The organism is Roseimicrobium sp. ORNL1, from assembly GCF_011044495.1.
Classification (GTDB): Bacteria; Verrucomicrobiota; Verrucomicrobiia; order Verrucomicrobiales; family Verrucomicrobiaceae; genus Roseimicrobium.
This window is the reverse complement of record NZ_CP049143.1, coordinates 1,744,115-1,768,321: the sequence shown is the minus strand read 5'-3', so window position 1 is coordinate 1,768,321 and position 24,207 is coordinate 1,744,115. Positions and strand designations below refer to the sequence as shown.

Genomic DNA, 24,207 nt, shown 5'->3' with positions numbered 1-24,207 from the left:
TCTGAACATTCCATCGCCTCTCAGGTAAGCGTATCATCGCCGTGGCCCGTGAGTACGCGTCTGGTGATGCTCCTGCTCAACCTCGTGCCGCTGGCACATGCTGCATTGACGCTTTGGATTGGCTGTGCGGTGGCCTGGTGGGGTGCGGTGGCCTGTCTTTATCTGGTGCCCCCGTTGCTGCTGCGCGTGCTGCTGCTGGCCTTCCCACTCGTGCACGGCACGCACCCGCCTGGCTCTCGCGCCTTCTTGATTTGGTGGGCCAGTTCCCAGCCGCAGGTGATTTTTTCACGGCTGCCATTTCTTGAGGAACTTCTGCGCTTCGTGCCTGGCTTGTACTCCCTCTGGCTCCGGCTATGGGGTTCCAAGGTTGGCCGCCTCACCTACTGGGCACCCGGTGTGCGGGTCCTGGATCGTTCGCTGCTGCGGATTGGAAATGACGTCGTGCTCGGCGCCGGCGCGAGGCTGTGCGCCCACGTGGTGAGCAAGGATGCGGAAGGCCAGTCCGTGCTCCACGTCGGCCCCATTGAAATCGGAGACCGCTGTCGCATTGGTGGCTATGCCCTGCTTTCACCCGGCTCTGTGGTGGATGCGGATGAAGAGGTACACATCTGTGCGCTGTTCCCGCCCTTCACGCATTGGAAGGAAGGCAGGCGCAGCAAGCTTGCCACGGTTTCGTAGGTCGCGCGGCGCAGCCCCAACAAATTAGCTACGGCTTCAGCCGTATGGGCATATGAGGTGCACAGGCGCGCAGAGCAAATCATTCGACTGAATTCGAAGCTACTTTGCACGCAGCAGCCTCGCAACTCAGCCCGAGCGTCAGCCCTTCGCCACCTCACGCGCGATGCGCTTGATGCGTTCAGCATCCTCATCCACTTCCAGAAACTCCGCGCAGCAGGAGCCGCTGACTTCATAACAGGCACTGCAAATCAACCGACCCCCGAGCAGCGTGGCGCCGGGCTTGCCGCACAGATCGCAAAGGTGGATGGCCGCGCTCGTGTTCGCGTTGCTGGGATTCCCTTCGTTGGTGTTCATGGTCGCCATTGTCCTCATTGACTCATTCGCTTCATGGACCGATGGAGATGTCGCCTTCTTCACGCATCAAATCTCCGAGGTATTCACCCACCACTCCGCACCATCCTTCACGGGAAAGCCGGTGCCGTACACCGTGGCGGGAGCGAGCAGCGCTCCGTGCCTCCGCACCAGTGAGCGAATGAGCCCTGCAAACGATTCTGTGTTGGGCAGGGACACAAACAGCGAGGGAAATCCCTGCTGCCGCGCGATGGCACGCGCGGACTGGATGACCGCCATGGCGGCAATGGGCTTGCCACAGCCCAACCACGAGAGATGGGCGGCCTTCATCTCCGTGCCGTCATGCATCATGAGACGTTTGCCGAGCCGCGTGTCCTCCAATACGCCGCAACCATCGGCGCACTGGCTCATCAGCGGGAGGGCGGTCATTTCGGAGCGCAGCTCGCTTGAGCAAGCCGAGGAGGACCACGCTCCAAGGTTCAAGTACTCACGCAAATGATCCACCCTGTCGCGGGAGGCACTTTCACAAGCCTCTGCCCAGGAATCATTCACCTCCGTGGAAATTCTCAGCACCGCAAGTTGTGCCATCGGCTCGAATGGCGGGATATCCACACGGCCGGTGTACTGCGTGGGGAGCCGTGCCGTGCCATCCATGACAATACCATACACCGGAGCCAGGCCGGTGCGGAGTATGTGGTCGCGCACGGCATGCATCAGCCTGGCCAATACAGGCCCACCCGCGCGGCCGCGCGTGACTTTGAGATCGCAGACGTAGTACACCGGCGTCTTTTTCCCCTTGGGGCTGCGCAGTCGACGCCGAATCACCGCCACCGTGCCCAGCACCCGTCCCTCTCGCTCCACGACGAAGACCATCGCCTCACCCATCGCTTGGAAGAAGGCCACATACTGCCTGCCGTGCACGACGTGAAAGGATGCACGCTCGCCCAAGGGATAGCGGAATTCCCGCTCAAATTCCTCCAGCGCAATGCCCAGCCACTCAGGGGGCGATGTTTCCAGCCGGTGAAGATTCATGTGTTTGTTGAATGATAAAGCGGCCGCGATCTACAAGCGCGTGCCCACGTGAATGTGCGGATAGAAGAAGCTGCGATCACGCTCCCGCAGCGCCCTGCCGAGTTCGGCGTCCCACGCCAGTCCGCTGTCGAGAGCAGGTATGTCCAAGGTGGAATTGAGCTGGCGGAGAATCACCCTGCCACCCGTCTTCAAGACCCGACGCGCAGCTTCCAGCGTGGCCGTTGCATCTTCTTCAGAAAGCCAGTCGAGGATATTCGAGAGGTGCACGAGGTCCACACTTCCCGCGTCCAACGATTCCAGCACCTCCTTCATGTGGCCGTGCTCATACTCCGGCTTGGTCCGCGCGGTGAGTTGACCATGACAGTTTTGTATCCAGTCATAGGACACCACATCAGGAAAGCGGCCGGCCAGCATCTGCCAGAGGAAGGGATTGGCCCCAGCCTCGGGTCGCACCACGGCATCACGAATCCGCTCCGCAAAGTGACGATGGAATGGGAGGCGCGGGTTCTGCGTGGCGCTCTCGCCAAAGAGACACACGAGATTGGCGAGCGACATCACAGAGGCCAGCGCCTCGTCCAGCGCATCGCCGTCCGGAGTTCCCGGTGCCAGCAGTGCCGCAGCCTGGGATGCATCTCCGGACTGCAGCGCCCGTATGACATGCTCGCCTCTCCCTCCGAGTGCCTGCCGCAGTTGCGCAAACGTGACCTCGTAACGGCCTGCGTGGTCCGGGCCCAGCGCAGCCACCATCTCCAACGGGCCGAGCGCATCCTGGGACACGTGCAGTTTCTCAAAGCAGAGCTGCAATACCTGCCGCCGCTTCTCACCAGGCATGGGGAGATGCCCCAGCAGACGCTTCACCTCAGAAGATTTGAGCGTCTGGGCCAGATGCCATTTGAGCCGTGCGAGTTCCAGCTGCGCGGGATTCATATCCACCAGCAGCAAACGCTCCAGCGGCACCCAGCTCAGGCACACAGCCGTGTCCCCTCCGGAGGCCACCATCACCACCGTGCCCTCATAGGGCAGCACGGAGGCGAGTTCAAGGTCCAGTCGCGGGTCTTCACGCACCTGCGCAAAGGCCAGGGGCAGCTTCGCTGCTTCACGAGCCCAGGCGTCAGGTGGCGGAAGAGGCGGCATGGGTGGGCGTGGTTTGAAGGGCGGTTCGCAAGCGGAAGCACGATTGCAGCACGGCAAAGAGCGCGACACTCGCAACGAGATCCGTGAAGTAATGCAGTCGCAGATACAAGGTCCCCACCGCCATGAGCAGGGCAGGCAACAGCATGATCCAAAATCTCACGCGATGATTCTGAAAATCCCACGCCAGCAGAGTCATGGTCGCGAGCACATGCATGCTGGGAAACGCATCATACCGCGCGGCGATGCGAGCGTTCAGCATTTCATTGAAGCTGGTGACGACGCCTCCTTGCACGGGAGCCGCAAAGAGTTCTGGAAATGCCGCGGCCGGTGTTGCGGCGGGAAAGAGGAAATAGACAGTGAACCCTACGATGAACGTCGTGAACACCCACCGCATGAACTCTCGACGCAACTCCGTGGAGAGACACCACGCGGAAAGGAAAGCCCAGTGAACATACACCTGGTAACTCAAGTAAGCCACGCTGAGCACCTCCACCATCCACGGGAACAAGGTTCCCTCCCACGCCACCGCAGGTGTGGCACCCAGCAGCCACGTGTCCCACGACAGAATCTGCGCACTGTGCAGTGGCAATTGCAGCGCTTCGATGAGGCTCGAACTGCCCACGTACAACAGCCAGGTGACCGCAGCGCTGGCCAGCAGGCGCACGCGGCTTCCCTTCCGGGAAAGGAACAGCACTCCGGCATAGCCCACCGTGGAGGCGGCGACACCCAGCGTGGCTTCCCGCGCCACGCCGTGACACACCATCAGCACGAGGGCAAGCACACTGCCCAGCGCGAGGAAGAGCGCTTCATGCACCTGGATTCGCGATGTGAAGAAAACCCTGCTCACGATTCTCGATGCCTACGCTTCCATCCCCACGGACTCCTCTTCAAGCTGCCTTGCACAAACTCACCCACAAACGAGGCATAGGACGGGATGTACGAAGCGCCCTGCCTGCGCAGCTCAGGCTCCAGCGCCGCATGCACGCGCGGCAGGTGATGCCACGGCACCCCGGGATACAAATGATGCTCGAGGTGGTAGTTCTCATTGCACATGAAGTAGCGCACGAGCGGCTGTGTCAAAATCGTGCGTGTGCCTCGGACCTCATCATCCGCCTCCTCCAAAAGCGTGTGCTGGCTCATGCCACGGATATTGACCATGGTATTGATGAAGAGCATCGGCACCACCCACCCGTACCAAAGCCAGGCACCCGGAAGATGCAGTGACCAGACCAGCACGATCATCACGCCCAGAGCCGCCAGTTCCAAACTAATCAATCCGCGATCCCTCCAGGTCCCCTGTTTGAGACCCAGGATGGGAATGGCAGCGATGTACACCGGGTAGCCCACGAGCAAGCGCAGCCAGTTCATGGAAAACACCAGCCATGTCCAGCGCGTGTAGTTTTCATAGTGGTCCGGGTCACCTTCATTTCCCAGATGCTTGTGATGACGCAGGTGCAGCACGCGATACGCGGAAAAGTTCTGCAGCACGGGCATGGCACACAGCGCGCCCAGTACACCATTCCAGAGCGGATACCGGCTCAGCGTGCCATGCACTGCTTCATGCGTGAAGAGGCTGATGCCATGCAGCGACGCGCCCGCCAGCAGGCAGAACGGCAGCGCTGCGGCCCAATGCCACTCCTGCGCCACGAAGACCGCCGCGGCAGCTCCGAAGAGATAGAGCAACACAAACGACCCGATGCGGGACCAGTGCGCCCCGGACTCGACCACGTGCAGGGCGCGCAGCAGGCCGGGTTCCAGTTTGGGTTTGGCGCCAGCAGGGTTCATGGTCATGCCTTCCCGCGATGCAGCAGTGCCAGGTCCTCATACAGCTGGTGGAAGATGTGCAATCCCAGCACCAGTCCCTGCTCCACCCGGCGGCGTGCCATGCCGCCCGCGTTCCACGCAGGCTCCACCATGCGAAAGAAGCCCGCGGCGTGTTCCTTGTCGATCTCCGCATGCAGTGCGTAATGCACGAGCCGGTCCCGGGGTACCCAACCAGACTCCACCACCGAGCTGCCGATGATCGCCGAGAGATCGGCAAAGGTGTACTCGATGATGCCCAGGCAGGCGAAGGCTGTCTCCACCTCTCCCGAACTGCAGACTCCCATGAGCGCGAAGTTGAAGGCCATCACGGCAGGTCCTTCGCTCTCGCCCCGCATGTCACCAGCGTCCTCCCCGAGTGATTTCAGAAAGGCGAGGAAGGTATGATCATGCGCCATGGAGGGCCGGAAGTCCCCTCGTGTCTCCACATAGCCGTGCTCCTCCGCCAGATTGTGCATCAGGGATTGCCGGGAGGCAGAGTCCGGCAGGCGGGCCATGAGAGCCGCCATGGGGCGTGAAAAGAAGCGGACGGCAAAATAGAACTGCCGTTGGGAGCAAATGAATTGCTCCCGCGTGAGGGTGCCGGAGGAAAGTCCGGCAAAATAGGCACCCAGATGCACCGGGTGACGCGACAGGGACGATTCTACTGCGGCAATCATACGTGCTGAAGGCATAGCAGCTCCGGCCCCTATTCGTGCCATTGAAAAAAACTGCCGCTCAATCGACCCAATCAATACAGCAACAACAGACTAAATGCCCGATATTCCACCTCTGAAGAATGTCACTGGATCCACCCTCCCGGATTGACCCGGGCAGCATCCCCTTCTAGATTTAAAGATTACAGGAACCCCCACATGTGCGGCATTGTAGGCTACATCGGAAAACGGCAGGCCAGCCCCATCCTTCTGGATGGTTTGCGGCGTCTGGAGTATCGCGGGTATGACTCGGCGGGCATGGCGCTTCAGAATGGCGGCCACCTCGATGTGCTGAGGCGTGCGGGGCGCATCGAGAACCTGCGCCAGCTGGTGGCGGAAAAGAGCCCCACGAGCCTTGCCGGCATCAGCCACACCCGCTGGGCCACCCACGGCGCACCCACGGATGACAATGCGCACCCGCACTGTGACCAGTCGGGGAAACTTGCCATCGTGCACAATGGGGTGATTGAGAACTACCAGTCCCTCAAGGATTTCCTCACGAATGACGGCCACACCTTCGCCTCGGAAACGGACACCGAGGTGCTGGCCCACCTGATTGGCTACTACTACGACAAGGGCAATGGCGACGCTCCGGTGAAGAAGCTGGTGAGCGCCATCCAGCAAGCCCTCATCAAGGTGAAAGGCACGTACGGCATCGCGGTGATTCACACCGATTGCCCGGAGTACATTGTGGGAGCCCGACTCGGCAGCCCGCTGGTGGTCGGCCTGGGCCAGGAGGAGCACTTCCTCGCCAGCGACGTCTCCGCCATCATCGCCCACACAAAGGAAGTCATCTATCTGAACGACTACGACGTCGTCACCATCACGCGCAATGGCTTCGATGTGCAGTCGCTGGAAGGTGGCGTGGCCAAGGTGAAGGTGAGCACCGTGGACTTCACCGAGGACGAGGCGGAGAAGGGCGACTTCCCGCACTTCATGCTCAAGGAAATCTATGAGCAGCCGCAGTCCCTCCGGAATGCCATTCGCGGCCGTCTCTCACGGGATGAGGCCACGGCCGTGCTGGGTGGTTTGCAGATGACTCCGCAGCAGCTGCGCCAGATTGACCGCATCATCCTGAGCGCGTGCGGCACCGCCTGCCACGCAGGCATGGTCGGCGAGTACCTCATTGAATCCCTCGCGCGCATCCCCACCGAGGTGGAAATCGCGAGTGAATTCCGCTACCGCAACGTGCCCACCACGAAGGACACACTGCAGTTCGTCATCAGCCAGAGCGGTGAGACGATTGATACCCTCGCCGCCCTTCGTGAAGCCAAGCGCAAGGGCATCAAGTGCCTCGGCATCGTGAACAACGTGGCGAGCACCATCGCCCGCGAATCGGATGGCGGCATCTACATCCACGCCGGTCCGGAAATCGGTGTGGCCGCGACGAAGAGCTTCACCTCCCAGGTGGCCGTGCTCACCCTGCTGAGCCTGCTGCTGGGCCGCATCCACCACCTGAGCAGCACGGATGGCCTGGAGATGATCGACGAGCTCGAAGCCATCCCGGACAAGATTACCGAAATCCTCAAGCAGGCCTCCCACATCAAGGACATCGCGGAGAAGTACGCGCATGTGGACGGCATGCTTTTCATGGGCCGCCTCATCAACTACCCAGTCGCGCTCGAGGGCGCGCTGAAGATGAAGGAAATCAGCTACATCTACGCCAGCGGTCACCCCAGCGCCGAGCTGAAGCATGGCGTCATCGCCCTGGTGAAGCCGGAGCTGCCGAGCGTATTCATTGCACCTCACGATGCGGTGTTCGAGAAGAACATCAGCAACATCCAGGAGGTGAAGGCACGCAAGGGTCCCGTCATTGCCGTGGCCACGGAAGGCCACCCGAACATCGAAAAGGTGGCGGATGACGTGATCTACATCCCGCGCTGCCCGTCCATTCTCAGCCCCCTCCTGACAGCAATCCCGCTCCAGTTGCTGTCCTACTACGTGGCCCTCGCCAGAGGTTGCGACGTGGACAAGCCGCGCAATCTCGCGAAGAGCGTGACGGTGGAATGAACAATTTGGGACAATTTCGCATCAGAATTCGCATGCCGTTTTTTCGCGCGCTTGCGATGTCCTGTGGTCTGCCTTTGATGCTTGCGACCGGGATGATGCGTGCCGAGGAGACAACACCCGTTCCTGTTCCCGTTCCAGCGCCGCCCTCGGCACCCCTGGCTATCGCTCCCTCGCCTCCGCCGATACCGTCCCCCGCGGACCCAGTCTCCATGAAGGCAGGCTCGACGGGAGCGCTGCCGGATGCGCCTGCCGCCGGTCCTCCTTCTCCGCAGGATATGAAGCCTTCGGAATTCCTCGCCTGCGTGGGCCAGCAGACGAAGGCCCGATGGCGCCAGCTCTACCGTGAGCAGGCACCCACGCCCTCCTCCCAGCGGCTGCGTGTGGCCTTCACCCTCGGCTCCCTTCAGGGCGATGCCTACCTCGCCCTGCAGGCGGGAGATTCCCAGCGCTTCCGCGACAACAACCAGGACGTCCTCACCCACTGCCGCGTGCTGGGTCTCGCGGAAAAGATGAGCCCCGACCTCATGACGGAGGCGAAGATGGCACAGACCGAAGACTGGGCCGCCCTCCGTGCGAAAATCGGAGACACGCACAAGCTCACGGAAACCCTCCTGGCCGAGCAGCGCGATGAAGACCTCGCCATCCTGGTGAATCTGGGCATGTGGATGCGCCTCTTCGAAGTGGCCTCCACCCTCGTGGTTGCCGATACCGAGGTGGAAAACAAGAGCCTCTGCGTGGGCTCCGTGCATCTCTTGAACGAACTCATGGCCCGCTACGAGCGACTCACGGAAACCACCCGTCAGGACCCTTCCGTAGTGCTCCTCGGCAATGTGTTGCAAATGCTCCAAAAGCACTGGGCGAACACGAACGAAGCACCTCCGCAGGAAACCATCGAGATGACGTTTGAGAAGCTACGCTTCATCATGGAGAAGATGAAGTAGGGAGAGGAGGTGGAGTGCCTCAAGCGTGCCGGGACTTCGGCAAGTCGCACTCCTTGCTCGAGGCCAACGTTTTCGGCGAAGTGCCATGACTCACGCGAAACACATCAAACTCGGATGTATGCCGTCACCATCAGTGCCAGCTGAAACTCTGGTGCAAGATGGTTGGCTTACCTTTCTTCTATTCTTCGCCGTTTCCGAAGAGATAGGGAGCAGTGGGTATCTGGATGATCTTGGCGTTGCAGTCGCAGAGTGCATCGGGTGCTCATCAGCCAAGATGGGATACCCGAATGACGAGGGATTTCCAGAGCATCCGCTTTACTCAGCGGGTATTTCCGACGGGGAAGGCTTTTATAGACTATCAAGTTCTCCGTGGCTCGCGGAAGTTGATTCACAGATGAGACGGTCGAGAGACCGCATTGGGGGTTCACGCGGCGCAGGCGTTTCCGATGAGCCGAGTTCCCTCTTTCATTTCATTGTGCCACTGAAAGAAGTGACATTTGAGTGCCTCGCTCAAGATATCCAGGTTCGCGGATACCACCGAAACTTTGACGACGCGTTCAGGTATGTTCGCAGCCGATTTCGCGAGCACTGAATGAAAGCTTCGCCAACCATGCGCTGCATCAAACCGGGCCATCCCGCTCTGGTGGCAATCGTGGCGTCGCACGAGCCAAGTGACTGAGCTTGGAGCGTTAAGCCCAAACAAGATTGCGAATCCCATGCCGTGTGACACTTGCAGGAAGTACGACCAGAAGATGACCGACTCCAATTGGGAATGGATCTTCGACCAGTTGCTGCACGACCTTCGGGAGCAGAGAGTCAGCCATCTTGATGGTGATTGCTCTCTTGAGGAAACGATTGGTCACATCTACAACGAGACGAGATTTTCCGTCATCCAGAATTTCCTCTGCACCTGCGGAACCAGCATCAAATGGGGCGTGTGCATCCGGGGTGCGCCCATCTTGAGGCTGTCCGCGCCGTAGTGATTGAGGAGGCGCCAAAGGAGCGCGGACATTCCTGTCCGCTGCCCCTGACGCACCACCCACTTTCATCTGACAGGCAGGGCCACGTTCCACTAGCAGCTCCTGTAAAGGTGCTCGCAGCTTCCCATACGCAAAACCTCGCTTCGTTACAGAACGGCGGACAAGAGTGTCCACGCTCCTTTAGATGGTTGAATCCCTTGCAGTCTGCAACACCCAGCACCCTCCGCACGCACCCCTCCCAATAATTCCCGGAAATTCGTGTCCAATTTCCAACTTCCGGGAGCTTGTACTTCGCCGAAAAATTCCCCACGCCCCCTCAAGCCCCGAATGAGCCGCCCCCGCTCTCTTTTCCTCGCCTCCCTTCTTCTCACCCTTGGAATCGGAATCCAGAATGCCGCCTTCGCTGCCGAAGTCGGAGGGACCTATTCCGCGAACGCGACACTCGCGAACGGTGACACCTGGACCACTGGCACGACCATCAACAGCGGTGTGACGGTGACCATTCCCGACCTGGCCACAGTCACATACAACGCCACGGCCAACCAGAACCACGGCGGCGCAGGCACCTTGAAGATCAACCAGGGCGGCACGCTCCTGTTCGACACCAAGACCGCTACGGACAACTTCGTCGTCACCGGAACCCTCTCCGTGGTGAATGACGGCACCGTCCAGTTCGACGCCGGCACAGACCTCCAGCTCTCCACCAACGGCTCCTCCTTCACCAACAACGGGCTTATCCTGAAATCACAGGGTACAGACGCAGCCTCCAACGACCCGGCCTACATCTATCCGATAAGCCAGACCGTGGGTGGGAAGTTCACCAACAACGGCAACATCACCGTGCAGGCGGGCCACTTGAATATCGCAGGCTCTCAAGCGGCTGGAAAAGCGGCCAGCTCCACCGGCGGCACCTTCACCACCTCCGGCACGGGAGTGCTCTCCTTCTCCGGCGGCTGGTCACTCCTGCGCGGCACTTCTAACATGAGCGCGGGTGGCTCGGTGGAACTCAGCGATGAGGACCCGGCCGCCACCACCGGCACGTTCTTCGTGGCCATGGCCGCCACCACCATCCTGGATATGCAGGGCGATGGCCTCATCTGGAGAGACGGCAAGCTCAGGCCTAATGGCAACGTCATTAATAACCAGGGCCTCCTCCGGCTGCAAGGCGTCGGTGCGACTCTCTCCGGCACCTCCGGTTCATTCCTGAATTCCATGTATGGGACCTTCCGCTTGGAATCCGGCGACCTCACCGTCACCACCGTGACCCTGCGGAACGAGGGAGCCATGACCCTCAGCGCCGCCACTGCGGCCACCGTCGTGACCCTGAGCGGCACTGGCCTGCTGGAAAACGCCACCACAGGCACCATCACGCTGAATACCGGCATACTCACCACCAGCCTTGCTATCAGCAATGACAGCACCATGACCAACGCAGGCGCCACGCTGAACACGAACGGCAGCTTCACGAACTCCGGCACATTCAACCAGACCTCAGGCACCTGGAACCTCACCGCTGCGGCCACCAACACCGGCACCGGCACGCTGAATCTCAAAGGCACCACCGTCACCATCACCGGCACCACACTCACGAACAATGGCGTGGCGGCCTTCATCGCGCAGGATGGTAACGTGACTCTCCAGGGCACCGGCACCTTCCTAAACAACGGTACCTTCAACCACAACTACGGCGGCAGTAACGACAACCTCGTACTCGGCGGCACCATGACCTTCCAGAATCAAGGTACCTTCGAATTCTGGGACCGTGGCGACCTCCAATTCGTTGCCAGCGGCAAGTTCGTGAACAACGGCCTGCTTCAGAAAACCATCGCCGGGGCCGACCCGAGCTTTGTCTACGGAGAAGCCGGATTCGTCGCGAATGCAGGCAGCCAGGTCCTCTCCAGGTCAGGCACCCTTCGCATGGCTTCCGGTGGCACCAGCAACGCCGCCGCCCTGTGGACAGCGAATGGCGGAAACCTCGACATCGCGGGCACGTGGACGGGAACCATTGCGGGCAGTTCCGGCACCGCCAGCACCACCCGCGTGCGCATCACCGACAGCGGCAACGCCAGCGTGGCCAGCGACCTGACCGTGGGCTCTGGTGGACTGACTCTGAACATCTCCGGCGGCGGCGTGTATTGGGACAAGAAGGACATCCTCACCGGCGGGAATACGCTCTCGAATGCAGGTCTCTTCAACATCATCGACACACTCGCCGGTGACGTCAAAACGTTGCGCGGCGGTGGCGAACTGTTCAACACCGGCACACTGAAACTGCTCAGCGGCACCGTGACCCTGGCGGACAACAGTGTCCTGCGCAATCAGGGCTCCATCAGTATCGAACTCGGAGGCACTGGCACCGGAGGATTCACCGGCGTTGGCACCCTGAACAATGACACCGGCGGGACCCTCACTCATGTGACCGGGAATCTCACCTTCACCGGTGCCGATGTACACCTGCTCAACAAGGGCACCTATGACTGGATCTCGGGCACCATCACGCTCAACACCGGCGCTACATGGGAGAACCAGGGCACCGTGATTATCAATGCCACCAGCGCCCACAACTTCGCGGGTGACGGAACAGGCACCCTCAAAAACGCTGCCACCGGAACCGTGAACTGGAGCTCTGCCGGCGCCCTCAATATCAATGCCGGCGTGACCTTCAGCAATGACGGGACCGTAAATTGGAACGCCAACGGCGTTTTCAACATCGCCACCAGCGCGACCTTCGACAATAACGGCACCGTGAACTGGGGCTCCAGCGGCTTTCTCAGCATCGCCAGCGGCGGAACCTTCCGCAATGACGGCGTCTTGAATCTCACCGGCAATGCCAACCGTTCGCTCAGCGGAGCTGGCACGTTCGAAAACAATGGCACCTTCAACTTCGCCGCCTCGGGTGCGAATGACAACCTGGAATCCCTCACGGCGGGAGGCAAGTTCACGAACAACGGCACCTTCAACTTCGTGGGCATCCCGGATTACCGTATCATCTCCGGATACACCTTCACGAATCTCGGCACGGTGAATGTCACCGCGACGAGCAACAGCACTGATGCCGCCCAGTTCTTCTCGAACCTGGCGGATGGCAATGGAGCCATCTTCGACAACCAGGGCACCGTGGAGGTGAATGGCGGTCTCTTCCGTGTGACCACCAACGTCAACGGCTCCACTCAATTCGCCAACGTCGCCCTCACCCAAAACGACGGCGCAGGTACACTCACCGGCGGCACCTGGGTGGCAAACAGCACCGTGAATGCGAACACGACATTCGCCAAGATCGACCTGGCTCCCTTCGGCGTGAGCAGTGGCATCACCACCATTGGTCAAAATGCCGTGGTGGATTTGATTGGCTCCGGCGCTGAGCTCACCCAGCTTGCTTCGCTGACTACGGTAGCCGGCAAATTCTACGTGAGCAGCGGGAAGAACTTCAATGCCACGGGTTCGAGCTTCACCGTCACCTCCACGGGCACGGTGGGTGGCAATGGCACCTTCAGCGATGCTGTCGTCATCAACGGCTCCGTCACTCCCGGTTCCGGGCGCGGTACGCAAACCGGCAAGCTGACCTTTAATGCCGGCATCACCTTCAACGCCGGGTCGTCCATCACGATGCAACTGGCATCGCCCACCGGCACCGTGCCGCAAGACGGCAGCGTCACCCTCTCCAACATCAGCAGCTACATTAATGGGCTGGCGGACCTGGACCCCACCACCGAGCATGATGCCATCGATGCGAACGGCACGCTGACGCTCAATCCCGGCATGACCATCTCCGTGGTCTCCACGGGAATGACCTTTACCTATGGACAGTATTTCGACCTGTTTGATTGGACTGCCCTCGTCGGCATCACCACCCAAGCAGAAGTGGATGCCATCTTCGATCTCCCCACCCTCGCCGAAGGCCACGAGTGGAAGACCGACCTCTTCCTCACCAAGGGCATCGTGTACGTCGTTCCCGAACCGTCACGCGCCGTGCTCCTGCTCGGCGGCATGATGATGCTGGTGATGAGAAGACGGAGGAAATAAAACCAACCACTAACGAAGAGCAGTGCGCAGGGACGTCAGGTTAAACGAACTGTATGGTACCAGAGGAGAAGGTAAACATTCGCGACTGATTCGGACGCTGTGTCGCACAGCGTCCTTGGACTGCGCGCAGCCCTGCTGCCGCTTTCCTAAAGTGCAGCCTGCTGCACGCTACACTGCGACGAAGTCGCCAAGCTTCCTGGACATATCACCTTACGAGCGAGTGTCATCATCGCCACAGCAGGCTATGGACTCTGGAAAGCGGCAGCAGGCTGCACGCAGTCCAAGGCCTTCGGCACCGCTTCCATATCCTTCGCCTGACGTTCACGCGCAATGAACGAGCCCCAACCACAACACACCGTTCCCCCACCCTCTCAAATCACCTTCACCATCACATAATCATCCATCACAAACCCGCCGCCGATATCCGTGCAAACCTCCCCCTCAAATTCAAAACCCGCACGGCGGTAGGCGCGAATTGCAGCACTGTTGTTCCTATTCACCGTGAGCCGGAGCCGTCGCATGCCGACCTCACGCGCACGCTCTGAGACCCATGCGAGTGCCTTCGCACCAACGCCATGGCCGTGCAGGGCGGGCTTCAGATAGACCTTGTGCAGGTACGTGATGTCACCTCCGGGCTTGTTCTCCCATGCGAGATAGCCCGCGGCCTCGCCATCATGAATCATCATGGCGTAGTGCACCTGCCGCTCGCGCACCTCGCGCTTCAACGATTCCAGGTTGTACATGAGGTCCAGCATGTATGTGATCTGCTCCATGCTAATGATGGTGGGATACACCTGATGCCAGATTTCATGCGCGAGCCGCTGGATGGTGGGCAGTGCCTCCTCCCCCACCGGCTCGAAGCGAACCTCTGCCGGCGCCGCAACCGTCTTGCCCGCCCAGCGATGCACCAAGGTCAGCGCATCACGCCAGGCATCGAGATCATCCGTGGGACTCAACCGCGAAAGGTGGTCCACAATCTGCCCACGCGTCGGCTTGATGATGCCCTCTTCCCGCACCTGCTTGGCATCATCCGGGAATTCATGCTCGGAGAGCGACTCCTTCGCCAGATACCAACACGCCCAGGCACGCCAGCTTCGCAATTCCTTGTGCGGCTCCACCATGCGCGTGGCGAGGTGCTGGTAGTGCCGGCGCGGATTCCCGATGAACAGGCCCTCAGGTCGATGGTGCAGGAACCACGCCTTCGCATGATACGGCGCCGCCGGACACGGACCCACGCCATCGAACGGCGGCTGGTGCGTCACGGCCGCTTGATACGAAACATGGGGCAGCCAGCAGGAGAGCGCGCGGTTCACCAGCAGGATCGCCTTCGCAGGAAACCCCGCCAGCCACAGCACCTGGGCATACTCCATGGCCGTGTAGTAAAACGCTTCACTGCGATCCGCACCCAGGGCGTGGATGCTATCCGAGGTCAGCATCCGCCCGGTCATGGGCAGGTAGGGGCAGGGCTCCGGGGCACTCATGTCTCTGCAGGATGACTTCTCTTCGACTAGCCTCCCTGCACCGGCGGCATGATGGCGATTTCGGCATTCTCATGCAGGGCGCCGTCGCGTTTCGCATAGTACTGGTCCACGGCAATGAGGAGGCTCTTGTCCCACTCCTGAAGCTTCGGCCAGCGGGTGAAGAGTTCCCCCAGCAGGTCCGCCACGGTCGCGCCGGACTGGAGTTTCACCGGCACCTCATCGGCGCCCGCCACATCCCGCAACACAGAGAAGAAAAGAACTCGTACCGTCATGACACAGGAAGATTCGCCGGATTCAGGATGCCGATGCAGGGCAGATTCCGGTAGTGGCCCTGGTAGTCCATGCCATACCCCACCACAAACTCATCCTCGATTTCAAAACCGATGTAGTCCGCCACCACCTCGCGCACGCGGGGTCGGTCCTTGCTGATGAGCACCGCCGTGCGCAGGCTCAGAGGCTGGCACTCCGTAAGAATGCGCTCCTGCACCGTGCCCAGCGTGAGGCCGGTGTCGAGAATGTCATCGATGAGCAGGACATCCCTCCCCCGCAGGTCAAAGGGCAACGTGCGCGCCACTTCCAGGCGACCGCTGGAACTTGTGCCGCCATGATAGCTGCTCACCGAGAGCGTGTGCAGCCGCACTGGCAGCGTCACATCCCGCAGCAAATCCGCCACGAAGAAAATCGCGCCGTCCATGAGCGCGACCACGGTCAGCTCACGGCCCGCAAAGTCATTCCGGATGCGCCCAGCCAGCTCGCTCACCCGCTGCCGGATGACCACCTCGTCCAGGAGAATGCGCTCCACGCTGGAAAGAACACCTGCAACATTTGCGCTCATGCGTAACTATTGGCATACGCCATGTCTGTTCTCTATCCCTCGTCCTCGCCCGCTGGCAAACCGAATCTCGCCGACCTGCGGCTGAGCTACGAGAAAGGCGCCCTCGACGAGGCCACGCTCCCCGGCGACCCCATGGAGCTCTTCCGTCTCTGGATGGACGATGCCCTGGCTGCCCAGGTGCTGGAGGCCAATGCGATGACGCTTGCTACCGTATCGGCGGATGGCCAGCCCTCTTCCCGCACCGTCCTGCTGAAGGGCTACGACGAGCGCGGCTTCTCCTTCTTCACCAACTACCACAGCCGGAAAGGCCGCGAGTTGGAAGGCAATCCCAAGGCCGCCCTCACCATCTTCTGGAAGGAGCGCGAGCGGCAGGTGTGCATCCGCGGGGCCGTCACCAAGCTCAGCCGGGAGGAAAGCGATGCCTATTTTCAGAGCCGCCCCTATGGCAGTCAGATTGGCGCCTGGGTCAGCGAACAGAGCGAGGTCATTCCCAATCGTGAATGGCTGGAAGTCCGCGACCAGGAGCTGAAGGCACAATACGCCGAAGGCAAAGTGCCCATCCCGCCCCACTGGGGAGGCTTCGTCGTAGCGCCTCATGAGGTCGAATTCTGGCAGGGCCGCCCCAGCCGTCTCCATGACCGCATGCTCTACCGCCGCGTGGGTGCTGCCTCATGGGAGCGGGTGCGCCAAAGCCCGTGAGCACATAGATTGTCAGCGGTGGCAGCGTTTGCATCCGAGACATCTGGCGACAGGTTCGCTATCATCCTTCCATCATGAAGCACCTCTGGGTTCAATCCTTGTGCCTGTCACTGCTAGCTGGCGTCTTGGGCGGCGCCTTGGTGACAGCCCAGCCTGCTGACATCACAACGCCACCAGCTGCGGTGGTCGAGAAGCTGAAGCTTTCTCCCTTCTACAAGAAGCATGTGGACGTAGAAGGCTTCTCCATCGTCTCCTCTGAGAAGGTGCCCGATGCCGCACTCTACGAAGCTGCCTGGCTCGTGAACCGCATGGTGGGGCATCGGCCTGACATCCTGAAGGCCCTCGCGGAGAACAAAGCCCGCTTCGCCATCATGGCGCATGATGAATTCACCACCACGATGCCGGAGCACAGCGACATGAAACCGGCGCCCTACTGGGACAAGAGGGCCCGTGGTCTGGGCGCCACACCACTGCGGCCGGCAGTGAGCTGCGGTGCGGAGAATCTGCTCTGCTACCCCGGCGATCCCTATCAGCGGGAAAACATCTGTGTGCATGAGTTCGGCCATGCCATTCATCAAATGGGACTCAACACTGTGGATCCCACCTTCGATACACGCCTCGCTGCCACTTACGAATCCGCGATGAACGCCGGCCTCTGGAAGGATACCTACGCTGCGAGCAACAAGAACGAGTACTGGGCCGAAGGCGTCCAGGATTGGTTCGACACGAACCGCGAGAACGACAACCAGCACAATCACATCAACACCCGGGATCAACTCAAAACCTATGACTCCGGTCTCGCAGCATTGCTGAAGGAAGTTTTTGGCGACAAGCCCTGGCGCTACCAGCGCATCGCAGACCGCCTGCCGGAAGATCGCGCCCACCTGCGAGGCTGGGACGTTGCCACTGCACCGAAGTTCGAGTGGCCCAAAGCGCTGGTGGAATGGCAGGAGAAGAATCGCCAGCCACTGATGAGCTCTCGTGAATACGCTGCGGTGCGGCTGGTCCCCATGAAGGCCGCGCAAGCGCCTGCCTCCCTGAATGGGAGTGAGAAGACGATGTTGCATTTCTTCAACACCCGCCGCTCCGCGGTGAAACTCTGGTGGGTGGACACGAAAGGAACACGCAAACCCTACGGCAGTGTGGCTCCCAGCGGAGATTCCATGCAACAGACCTATGCCGGCCACTGCTGGCTGGTCACCGATGAGACAGGCAATCCCGTAGGCCACTGCGTCGCCCTGCAGAAGAGCGGCAAGGTGATCATTGAATAAATAGACAGGCAGCCGTTCGCAATATGCCGCCAAAGCGGCCGTACTGAGCGGCAAGCCATGAACGCTCTTCCTCCTCTTGCCTCTGTCCTGGGCACATTGCTGATGTGCAGTTCCCTGCACAGTCAGGCTCCCGAGGTGCCCATCTATCCGGAAACACGCAATCCCAAGTCCCAGATGGTGATCACCGATGAGGCAAATCGCCTCAAGGTGCGCGGCGAACTCGTCCCCATGGAGAAAATCGTGGAACAGATGAGCCGCACCACCTGCGAGCTCGATCTGCCCAAGCCACGCACCCAGAAGCTGGAGGGCCGTGAATTGTGGAATGCCGCGCGACGTGCCCACCTCCGCGTGGGCTGGCACTACCTCTGCAAGAAGTGCAACAACTGGCATCTCAATCTCGCGGGCGGCTACGCCATCACCAACGATGCCGTGGTGACCTGCGGTCACGTACTGGAGAATGAAAATATCCGGGAGGGTTACCTCATCGTCGCAGATGAAGACGACCAGGTGATCCCGGTGGTGGAAGTGCTGGCGGCTAACCGGGCCACGGACACGGCCATCATCCGAGTCAAAGGCGCCACGCTCAGTCCCCTTTCCTTCACCTCCGATGTGATGCCGGGTGACAGGGTCTACTGTTTCAGCGAACCCAAAGGGAGACGCGGCTACTTCAGTGAGGGCATCGTTAATCGATTCACCAGGCATCCCTTCCGCAGCAACATGCGCGTCGCAGCACCGGACACACCTGCACCAACACAAAAGCCGGCCCCCACCAAGGGCACGCCACCACCGCCTCCCGAACCTGTCAGTGCCAATCCCGAGAATGATCCGGTTTGGATTCAGGTGAGCACCTCATGGGCTCCTGGCTCAAGCGGCTCTGCCGTGCTGGATGCCCACGGCAATGCCATCGGTCACGTTTCCCAGATCCAGACGGTGTATCAGGATCCCTCCAAGCCCGGCACCCAGACACCCGGCACCCTCATGGTGCTCCATGACGCCATCGCCGCCAGCAATGTACTGAAGCTCATCAAGAGCAAGACCCGCTCCGAATAACAAAAGGAGCAGCGGAGCCTGAGCTCACACTGCTCCTCGCGTTGTCTTTGTGATTGAACCTTGGACAGCGTGCTATTTGCCAGCGCACCACTTCACCGCATTCAACAGGATGCTCTTGAAGGCAGCGTCCTCATGCGTGCGTTCATCATGCCCGAGTGCGATGCACGCGATGCGAGCCTTGTCATTCTTGGTGATCCACACACTGGGGTGCGGCTTGCCAAACTTCTGGCTCGGTGACGTTTCCGCGAGCACTTCAATCCCCGCAGTGCCCGTTGGGATTTCCTCTGGCTTGGCATTCACATAGTAGAGCTCATCCGTGACGTCAAACTTCGCAGGCACACCCTTCATGATGGGGTGGTCCGCCTTGACCACATTCACCGCGAAGGGGCCAAGCTTGTCGTGGCCCTTGGAGCCACCACCCACGATCTGCGCATTGAGTTCCGGCCAGCGAGGATAGGCATACCACGTGCCAGGGTGCATCATCACCACGCCCTTCCCGGCAGCCACACGATCAAACAACGCCTTGCGATACGCCGGGCTGTCGAAGAACTGGCGGTTCACGCTGATGACAGCGACATCAGCATTGGCCAGCTCAGCCGCCGCCTGGTCGCGGTCCTCGGTGTAGTGCACGGTGTATCCTGCATCTTTCAGCGTAGCGGTGTCCACTTCACCGAAGAACTTGGCGAAGTTATGCGAACTGCCGCCACCAACGATCAACACCTTCGCCTTGCCTGCTTCCCAGGACACGGGTGTCGCAGGCACCAGCTTGCCATCACCCTTGCCGCCCTCCTTGGGCCCTGGTTCGGTCGATTCAGCCGCGGGAGCGGGAGAAGGAGAAGCTGCCGCTGCTGCACCCGGCTTTGCGCCCATCCGACCCTCGACATCTGCGGTCACGGCGACCACTACCGGCGCCACACCATTAGCGAAGCTCTCAAGAGCCAGCTTCTTGATGACTCCCGATTTTGTCAGGGTGAGGCTGAGGAGACGCACCTGCTGGTCATCGCTAATCGGCTCCTTCACCAACTGGCTGCCCGGCACTTCAACCTCACGGATGTAGTCAGCAAACGCCTCGCCATTGTTCAGCGTGAACTCCTCCGTCTCGCCACTGTCATAAGTGACTGTGGCCTTCAATGCGGGCACACGGTCTCTCACCGCAGGGAAGCCCCAGCCGGCGATACCGCTGAGCAGGTGCAGCTTCTTCGCCTGTGCATTCACCGCAACCTCCACGCGCTGCGGATAGGTCCAGCTCTGGCTCTTTTCCGGACCGCCCTTGAGCACGATGATGTTCGTGCCCGTGTCGCTCTTCGCCGCATCTTGGACAAAGAAGGGAATTCCCTCCACCTTCACATTGCCATACTTCGCCAGACGCACCTGACCCTGATTGGGCTTGGGTCCCGCGAAGACACCTTCGCGACTGTCCGCCGTGTAGGCCGGACGAAGATCGACGATGCGGAAATGCTTGAGCGCATCGCCGCAGATGTAGGCCAGCAGATCACGCAATCCCTCGGTGCCCATCGCTTCCAGTCCTTCCGGCATCAGACTGCGGCGCGTATTTTCACGCGTGGCAATCTCGCTCTTCGGAATCTCCTTCACCCCTGCCTGAGTGGCGAGTGTGAGGGTGGAGGCATTTTCCGAAGTGATGACACCCACCATGGCGTCACCTTTCTTGGTCGTGATGTTGTGCGCCCAGAAACTGGGGTCAACTTCACGATTCGGATCGATGATGTGCACCAGCAGTTCCGCCGGACCATGCGCGCCCATGCCGTCCAGCGGCGGGCCCACGGCAACACCGACATCGCCGAGTTTGTGGCAGGTGGCGCACAGCGCATACACCACCTTGCCCTTTGCGGCATCACCAGGCTTCTCCACTTCCGGTGCGAGCTGGGCAATGAGCTTGTTCTTCTCCGCCGTGGTGGGGCTCAGCTTCTCCAGCATCTTGTTCGCGCGAGTAGCAACCTGCTTGTTCGGATGCGTGCGTAGACGGGCAATGTTGGAGGGCCCAAGGGACTTGGGAGTGACCTTGCCTTCTTCAACAAGATCCAATAGCGCAAGCGTGGCGTTCGGACGTTTGAGGATCGCGTCGAAGGCGCGGTTCTGCAGTTCCGGCTTCAACCCAACATAAGCGGGCACAAGTTCAGAGACACTATCGCTTTCGCTGAGAGATTCAATGATGGCGGACTGCAATGCGTCAGGCGCATCCGGCGCGGCGAAAACCGGAGCTACATTGCGTCGCGCTTCACCTCCGACGCTGATGAGTGCCTTTGCGGCATGGATGCGATCTGCGACGGAGGCGAATTTGTCCGACAGCTTAGCAGTAAAGCTGGCGATTTGGGCTTTTACCGCATCGGCCAGCTCGCCTTTGGTATCCCACTTCACAACGAGGGGGAGGGCGAGCCCACTTGTGGACGCATTGGAAAGCAGCTTCTGAAGCGGAGCCTTCAGCGCAGGTGTTGTTTCAAGGGTGATACCGTCCTTCCTGGCGAGCACCTGAAGAACTTCCAGTCTAAGCTCATCCGCGTGAGGCGGCGCTTCCGCACAGGCTTCCAGCACAACCGCAGGACCAGAGACCCCATTGATTCCATTTTGAGCAATGGCTGAGATCAGCGGGCGCAACCTGTCGTGTTGCGAGCTCTTAAAACACGCCTGCAGAGCCTTCGCCGCCTGACCTTCCTCTTCCCGAATCGGCGGGCTGTAAGAAACAGCCGCAATGATGGCGCTCCGTGTCCAATCATCCTGCGCTTCCGCATACTTCCTGGCAATATCTTCAAACTGACGCGAGAGACCACTCCACGGACTTGAGAGCTGGCGGGTAAGCGCTCCAAACTTGTTCTGCCAAACGGATTCGTTCGTATAGCGCCCCTTGTCGGCCTCTTGGTGGTTTTCGCGGATGAGCCTCAGTGCCTGCTGCTTCACATGAACATTGGGACTGGCCTCCATCGATTGAACCAGGCCGGCATGATCGTTCTTATCCAGCTTCGCCACCTCAACCTTCTTCGCGTCCTTGTGCTGCACCTTCCAGATGCGGCCATAGTAATGGTCTCGGTCAGGCCGCACCGCCGCGTTCGCAGGGCCATGCACGGGACCACGCGTGTCATTGTGAATCACGGCCTGGTTGCAGAAGTCCACCACATAGAGCGCGCCATCCGGACCGACACGGACTTCAATGGGGCGGAACCAGAGGTTCTTGCTGCGGATGAACTCGGTGTGCTCACGACCAGGTTCACGATGCGCCTTGAAGGTGACGCCATCGGGCTCGACCATGAAGTGGCTGACGATGTTCAGCGTAGGTTCGGTGGTGAAGTAGCCGTAGTTCCACTTTGCAGGCCAGGCGCCGCCTTCATAGATGGAGCAACCAGCCGCAGCGGTGTAGCTGCCCACCTGGTCGATTTGCACATAGGCCTGTTGTTCCCAGTGCATGGCGGGATAGGTGGGTTCCTTGGGCAGCAACCCATTCGTGCCCATCACGCCGGGCAGCTTCCCTTTCGCGAGGACGTACTCAGGCAGCACCACGTGAATGAAGTGATTGCCGCTCGTGGGCTGCGTGTAGAAGACCTCGCCGCCCCAGGTGATATCCAGTCCCCACGTATTGCCACCGCGGGAGGCATATTGCTCAATCGCACTGCCATCTGGCTTGAAGCGCACGACGCCTGCACCGATGGCGCCAAAGCTCTTCGTGCCATCACCGGATTTTGCATCTTCCGTGCTGGAGTAGCCGTGCGTGGCATACACCCATCCATCTTGTCCCCAGCGCATGTTATTGATCACTGCATGCGTGTCGCGATTGCCTAGATTGGTATAGAGCTTGGTACGCTTGTCCGCTTTGTCGTCACCGTCGGTGTCTTCAAAGTACCAGATGTCCGGCGCTGCGCAGACGATGACGCCGCTCTTGTAAAACACACTGGAGGTCGCGAGTTCAATCTTGTCGGCAAAGACCGTCTTCTTGTCCATGATGCCATCGCCGTCGCTGTCGCTGAGAATGGACACGCGGTCGAGCGGCTCGCGCTCATGCTGTCCCGGCTTCACGGCGCCCGAGTCTTTCCAGGCCTCGACATTCGCCTGACGAAGTCCATTAGGATACTCCGGCGTCTCCACCACCCACAGGCGGCCCTTCTCATCCCAGTCGATGTTCATGGGCTTGTTGATCAGCGGCTCGGAGGCGACCAGCGAGATGTTAAACTCGGGATGCACTTCCAGGTCCTTGGGAATGTCCTGCGGCGGCGGGCAGCCCCCGGGCAGGTAGCGCAGGGCGCTGCCGAGTTCAGTCGGCTTGCAGAGCATATCCGTATTGTCACGCTTTCCCGCCCACGCGATGCCACGAAGGATGGCGGCACGAAGACCGTTATGAGAAAAGTTGGCGTGGTAGTGACCGGGAATGCAAACGAAGGCGCGATAAGGAGTGCTGCCACCTTCCGCCGTGCGCTCATATGTCCACATCTGCGGCTGGATGTCGTAGATGTTCACCGCCTTGCCCTTGGCCACGGCCTCGGCAGCACGTTGCTGGGCTTCCTTGTTTCCTTTTCCACGAGTATCGGCCGCCTTTGGTGTATAGGCCGCGGCGAGCACCTTCACTTCTGGAAGGATGTCCATGTCATAGTAGATCTCGTCATCGATATCGAAATTCGAGATGTCCTTCGTGATGGGATTGTCCCGGTCCGTAAAATAGAGGGACATGGGAGCTTCGAGCCACTTCGTGGGTGTCTTGTGATTCCAGGATCCACCGATGATGCTCTTGTACCACTCCGGATCGCGCGACACAGCACCGGCATGAATCACCACCATGCCACCACCGCGTTTAAGGAACTCCATCAGGTTCTTGCGCTCTTCACCGAGGGCAATGTTCCCAGCCTCCTGTGCGTGGAGGATGAGCACGTCGGTGTTGTCGAGTTGCTCCTTCGTGGGAAACGCATCTCCGCCATCCGCCTTGGCGCCGCGCTCATTCAAGAGCGGCACCCATTCCTTGAGAAAGCGGGGATAGTCATGCGCGCCGGGTCCGTGAGATTTCGGACCGCTGCGAATGAAGACGCGGATGGGATCCGCAGCTTGAGCAACGCTGCAGAGAAGCGCGAGGGTGAGGAGGATACGAAGCATGGCGAGCGAACGTGAAAGAGAATAGTGAAGGGGACCGCTAATCAGCGCTAACAAACGCTAATAATAACAAGACCGAAACGTCTCGAAGTCAGACCCAGGAGAGCTCTGGGAAAATATT

At 60.3% G+C, this 24,207-nt stretch carries 18 protein-coding genes; 8 read left to right on the top strand and 10 right to left on the bottom strand.

The window, feature by feature from the left end; all coding sequences use genetic code 11:
* Nucleotides 1-48: 48 nt before the first annotated feature.
* On the top strand, nt 49-678 hold the full coding sequence (locus G5S37_RS07095; protein ID WP_165202176.1) for an acyl transferase: 630 nt from the start codon (nt 49-51) through the stop codon (nt 676-678).
* Nucleotides 679-816: 138 nt separating this feature from the next.
* On the opposite strand, the gene G5S37_RS07090 is transcribed toward G5S37_RS07095, so the two are convergent.
* From G5S37_RS07090 to G5S37_RS07065, 6 genes are all read right to left on the bottom strand, one after another.
* Nucleotides 817-1,032: a hypothetical protein gene (locus tag G5S37_RS07090; RefSeq protein WP_165202174.1), complete on the bottom strand. Its 216-nt coding sequence runs from the start codon at nt 1,030-1,032 to the stop codon at nt 817-819.
* A gap of 66 nt (nt 1,033-1,098) precedes the next feature.
* Nucleotides 1,099-2,061: a hypothetical protein gene (locus G5S37_RS07085; protein WP_165202172.1), complete on the bottom strand. Its 963-nt coding sequence runs from the start codon at nt 2,059-2,061 to the stop codon at nt 1,099-1,101.
* Nucleotides 2,062-2,091: 30 nt separating this feature from the next.
* Nucleotides 2,092-3,195: a DUF3419 family protein gene (locus tag G5S37_RS07080; protein ID WP_165202170.1), complete on the bottom strand. Its 1,104-nt coding sequence runs from the start codon at nt 3,193-3,195 to the stop codon at nt 2,092-2,094.
* Complete coding sequence (locus tag G5S37_RS07075; protein WP_206026341.1) at nt 3,173-4,042, bottom strand: phosphatase PAP2 family protein; 870 nt, start codon at nt 4,040-4,042, stop codon at nt 3,173-3,175. Before G5S37_RS07075 ends, G5S37_RS07080 begins: the two co-directional genes overlap by 23 nt.
* Nucleotides 4,039-4,980, bottom strand: a complete 942-nt coding sequence (locus tag G5S37_RS07070; RefSeq protein WP_165202166.1) for a fatty acid desaturase — start codon at nt 4,978-4,980, stop codon at nt 4,039-4,041. Before G5S37_RS07070 ends, G5S37_RS07075 begins: the two co-directional genes overlap by 4 nt.
* Nucleotides 4,981-4,982: 2 nt before the next feature.
* Complete coding sequence (locus tag G5S37_RS07065; RefSeq protein WP_165202164.1) at nt 4,983-5,690, bottom strand: iron-containing redox enzyme family protein; 708 nt, start codon at nt 5,688-5,690, stop codon at nt 4,983-4,985.
* Between the two features lie 180 nt (nt 5,691-5,870).
* Between G5S37_RS07065 and glmS the strand changes: the two genes are divergently transcribed.
* The 4 genes from glmS to G5S37_RS07045 all read left to right on the top strand — a co-directional run bounded on the left by glmS (nt 5,871) and on the right by G5S37_RS07045 (nt 13,665).
* A complete protein-coding gene (glmS, locus tag G5S37_RS07060) occupies nt 5,871-7,721 on the top strand; it encodes a glutamine--fructose-6-phosphate transaminase (isomerizing) (RefSeq protein ID WP_165202162.1) in 1,851 nt (616 codons plus the stop codon).
* Nucleotides 7,722-7,753: 32 nt separating this feature from the next.
* A complete protein-coding gene (locus tag G5S37_RS07055; RefSeq protein ID WP_165202160.1) occupies nt 7,754-8,662 on the top strand; it encodes a hypothetical protein in 909 nt (302 codons plus the stop codon).
* 752 nt (nt 8,663-9,414) lie between these two features.
* Nucleotides 9,415-9,642 (top strand): hypothetical protein, encoded by a 228-nt coding sequence (locus G5S37_RS07050; RefSeq protein ID WP_165202158.1) that lies wholly within the window; start codon nt 9,415-9,417, stop codon nt 9,640-9,642.
* A gap of 327 nt (nt 9,643-9,969) precedes the next feature.
* Nucleotides 9,970-13,665: a PEP-CTERM sorting domain-containing protein gene (locus G5S37_RS07045; RefSeq protein ID WP_165202156.1), complete on the top strand. Its 3,696-nt coding sequence runs from the start codon at nt 9,970-9,972 to the stop codon at nt 13,663-13,665.
* A 371-nt stretch (nt 13,666-14,036) separates the two neighbouring features.
* Here G5S37_RS07045 and G5S37_RS07040 read toward each other — a convergent pair whose 3' ends face one another.
* The 3 genes from G5S37_RS07040 to hpt are packed head-to-tail and all read right to left on the bottom strand — an operon-like array spanning nt 14,037 to nt 15,981.
* Nucleotides 14,037-15,146 carry a GNAT family N-acetyltransferase gene (locus tag G5S37_RS07040; protein ID WP_165202154.1) on the bottom strand — a complete coding sequence of 370 codons (1,110 nt, stop codon included), beginning with the start codon at nt 15,144-15,146 and terminating at the stop codon, nt 14,037-14,039.
* A 26-nt stretch (nt 15,147-15,172) separates the two neighbouring features.
* Nucleotides 15,173-15,418, bottom strand: a complete 246-nt coding sequence (locus tag G5S37_RS07035; RefSeq protein ID WP_165202152.1) for a MoaD/ThiS family protein — start codon at nt 15,416-15,418, stop codon at nt 15,173-15,175.
* Nucleotides 15,415-15,981, bottom strand: a complete 567-nt coding sequence (gene hpt, locus G5S37_RS07030) for a hypoxanthine phosphoribosyltransferase (RefSeq protein ID WP_165202150.1) — start codon at nt 15,979-15,981, stop codon at nt 15,415-15,417. Before hpt ends, G5S37_RS07035 begins: the two co-directional genes overlap by 4 nt.
* Before the next feature lie 21 nt (nt 15,982-16,002).
* Between hpt and pdxH the strand changes: the two genes are divergently transcribed.
* The 3 genes from pdxH (at nt 16,003) to G5S37_RS07015 (ending at nt 19,001) form a co-directional block, all read left to right on the top strand.
* Complete coding sequence (pdxH, locus tag G5S37_RS07025) at nt 16,003-16,680, top strand: pyridoxamine 5'-phosphate oxidase (protein ID WP_165202148.1); 678 nt, start codon at nt 16,003-16,005, stop codon at nt 16,678-16,680.
* A gap of 74 nt (nt 16,681-16,754) precedes the next feature.
* A complete protein-coding gene (locus G5S37_RS07020; protein WP_165202146.1) occupies nt 16,755-17,951 on the top strand; it encodes a hypothetical protein in 1,197 nt (398 codons plus the stop codon).
* A gap of 57 nt (nt 17,952-18,008) precedes the next feature.
* The gene (locus tag G5S37_RS07015) at nt 18,009-19,001 is read left to right on the top strand and encodes a serine protease (protein ID WP_165202144.1); all 993 of its coding nucleotides are present in this window, start codon (nt 18,009-18,011) and stop codon (nt 18,999-19,001) included.
* A 72-nt stretch (nt 19,002-19,073) separates the two neighbouring features.
* Here G5S37_RS07015 and G5S37_RS07010 read toward each other — a convergent pair whose 3' ends face one another.
* The gene (locus tag G5S37_RS07010) at nt 19,074-24,089 is read right to left on the bottom strand and encodes a PVC-type heme-binding CxxCH protein (RefSeq protein WP_165202142.1); all 5,016 of its coding nucleotides are present in this window, start codon (nt 24,087-24,089) and stop codon (nt 19,074-19,076) included.
* Nucleotides 24,090-24,207: the final 118 nt, after the last annotated feature.

What these genes read in the sequence shown, in the direction of transcription:
- G5S37_RS07090 (WP_165202174.1), bottom strand. Translation starts at nt 1,032, where the DNA reads ATGAACACCAACGAAGGGAATCCCAGCAACGCGAACACGAGCGCGGCC.
- G5S37_RS07085 (WP_165202172.1), bottom strand. Translation starts at nt 2,061, where the DNA reads ATGAATCTTCACCGGCTGGAAACATCGCCCCCTGAGTGGCTGGGCATT.
- G5S37_RS07080 (WP_165202170.1), bottom strand. Translation starts at nt 3,195, where the DNA reads ATGCCGCCTCTTCCGCCACCTGACGCCTGGGCTCGTGAAGCAGCGAAG.
- G5S37_RS07070 (WP_165202166.1), bottom strand. Translation starts at nt 4,980, where the DNA reads ATGAACCCTGCTGGCGCCAAACCCAAACTGGAACCCGGCCTGCTGCGC.
- G5S37_RS07065 (WP_165202164.1), bottom strand. Translation starts at nt 5,690, where the DNA reads ATGCCTTCAGCACGTATGATTGCCGCAGTAGAATCGTCCCTGTCGCGT.
- glmS (WP_165202162.1), top strand. Translation starts at nt 5,871, where the DNA reads ATGTGCGGCATTGTAGGCTACATCGGAAAACGGCAGGCCAGCCCCATC.
- G5S37_RS07055 (WP_165202160.1), top strand. Translation starts at nt 7,754, where the DNA reads ATGCCGTTTTTTCGCGCGCTTGCGATGTCCTGTGGTCTGCCTTTGATG.
- G5S37_RS07050 (WP_165202158.1), top strand. Translation starts at nt 9,415, where the DNA reads ATGACCGACTCCAATTGGGAATGGATCTTCGACCAGTTGCTGCACGAC.
- G5S37_RS07045 (WP_165202156.1), top strand. Translation starts at nt 9,970, where the DNA reads ATGAGCCGCCCCCGCTCTCTTTTCCTCGCCTCCCTTCTTCTCACCCTT.
- G5S37_RS07040 (WP_165202154.1), bottom strand. Translation starts at nt 15,146, where the DNA reads ATGAGTGCCCCGGAGCCCTGCCCCTACCTGCCCATGACCGGGCGGATG.
- G5S37_RS07035 (WP_165202152.1), bottom strand. Translation starts at nt 15,418, where the DNA reads ATGACGGTACGAGTTCTTTTCTTCTCTGTGTTGCGGGATGTGGCGGGC.
- hpt (WP_165202150.1), bottom strand. Translation starts at nt 15,981, where the DNA reads ATGAGCGCAAATGTTGCAGGTGTTCTTTCCAGCGTGGAGCGCATTCTC.
- pdxH (WP_165202148.1), top strand. Translation starts at nt 16,003, where the DNA reads ATGTCTGTTCTCTATCCCTCGTCCTCGCCCGCTGGCAAACCGAATCTC.
- G5S37_RS07020 (WP_165202146.1), top strand. Translation starts at nt 16,755, where the DNA reads ATGAAGCACCTCTGGGTTCAATCCTTGTGCCTGTCACTGCTAGCTGGC.
- G5S37_RS07015 (WP_165202144.1), top strand. Translation starts at nt 18,009, where the DNA reads ATGAACGCTCTTCCTCCTCTTGCCTCTGTCCTGGGCACATTGCTGATG.
- G5S37_RS07010 (WP_165202142.1), bottom strand. Translation starts at nt 24,089, where the DNA reads ATGCTTCGTATCCTCCTCACCCTCGCGCTTCTCTGCAGCGTTGCTCAA.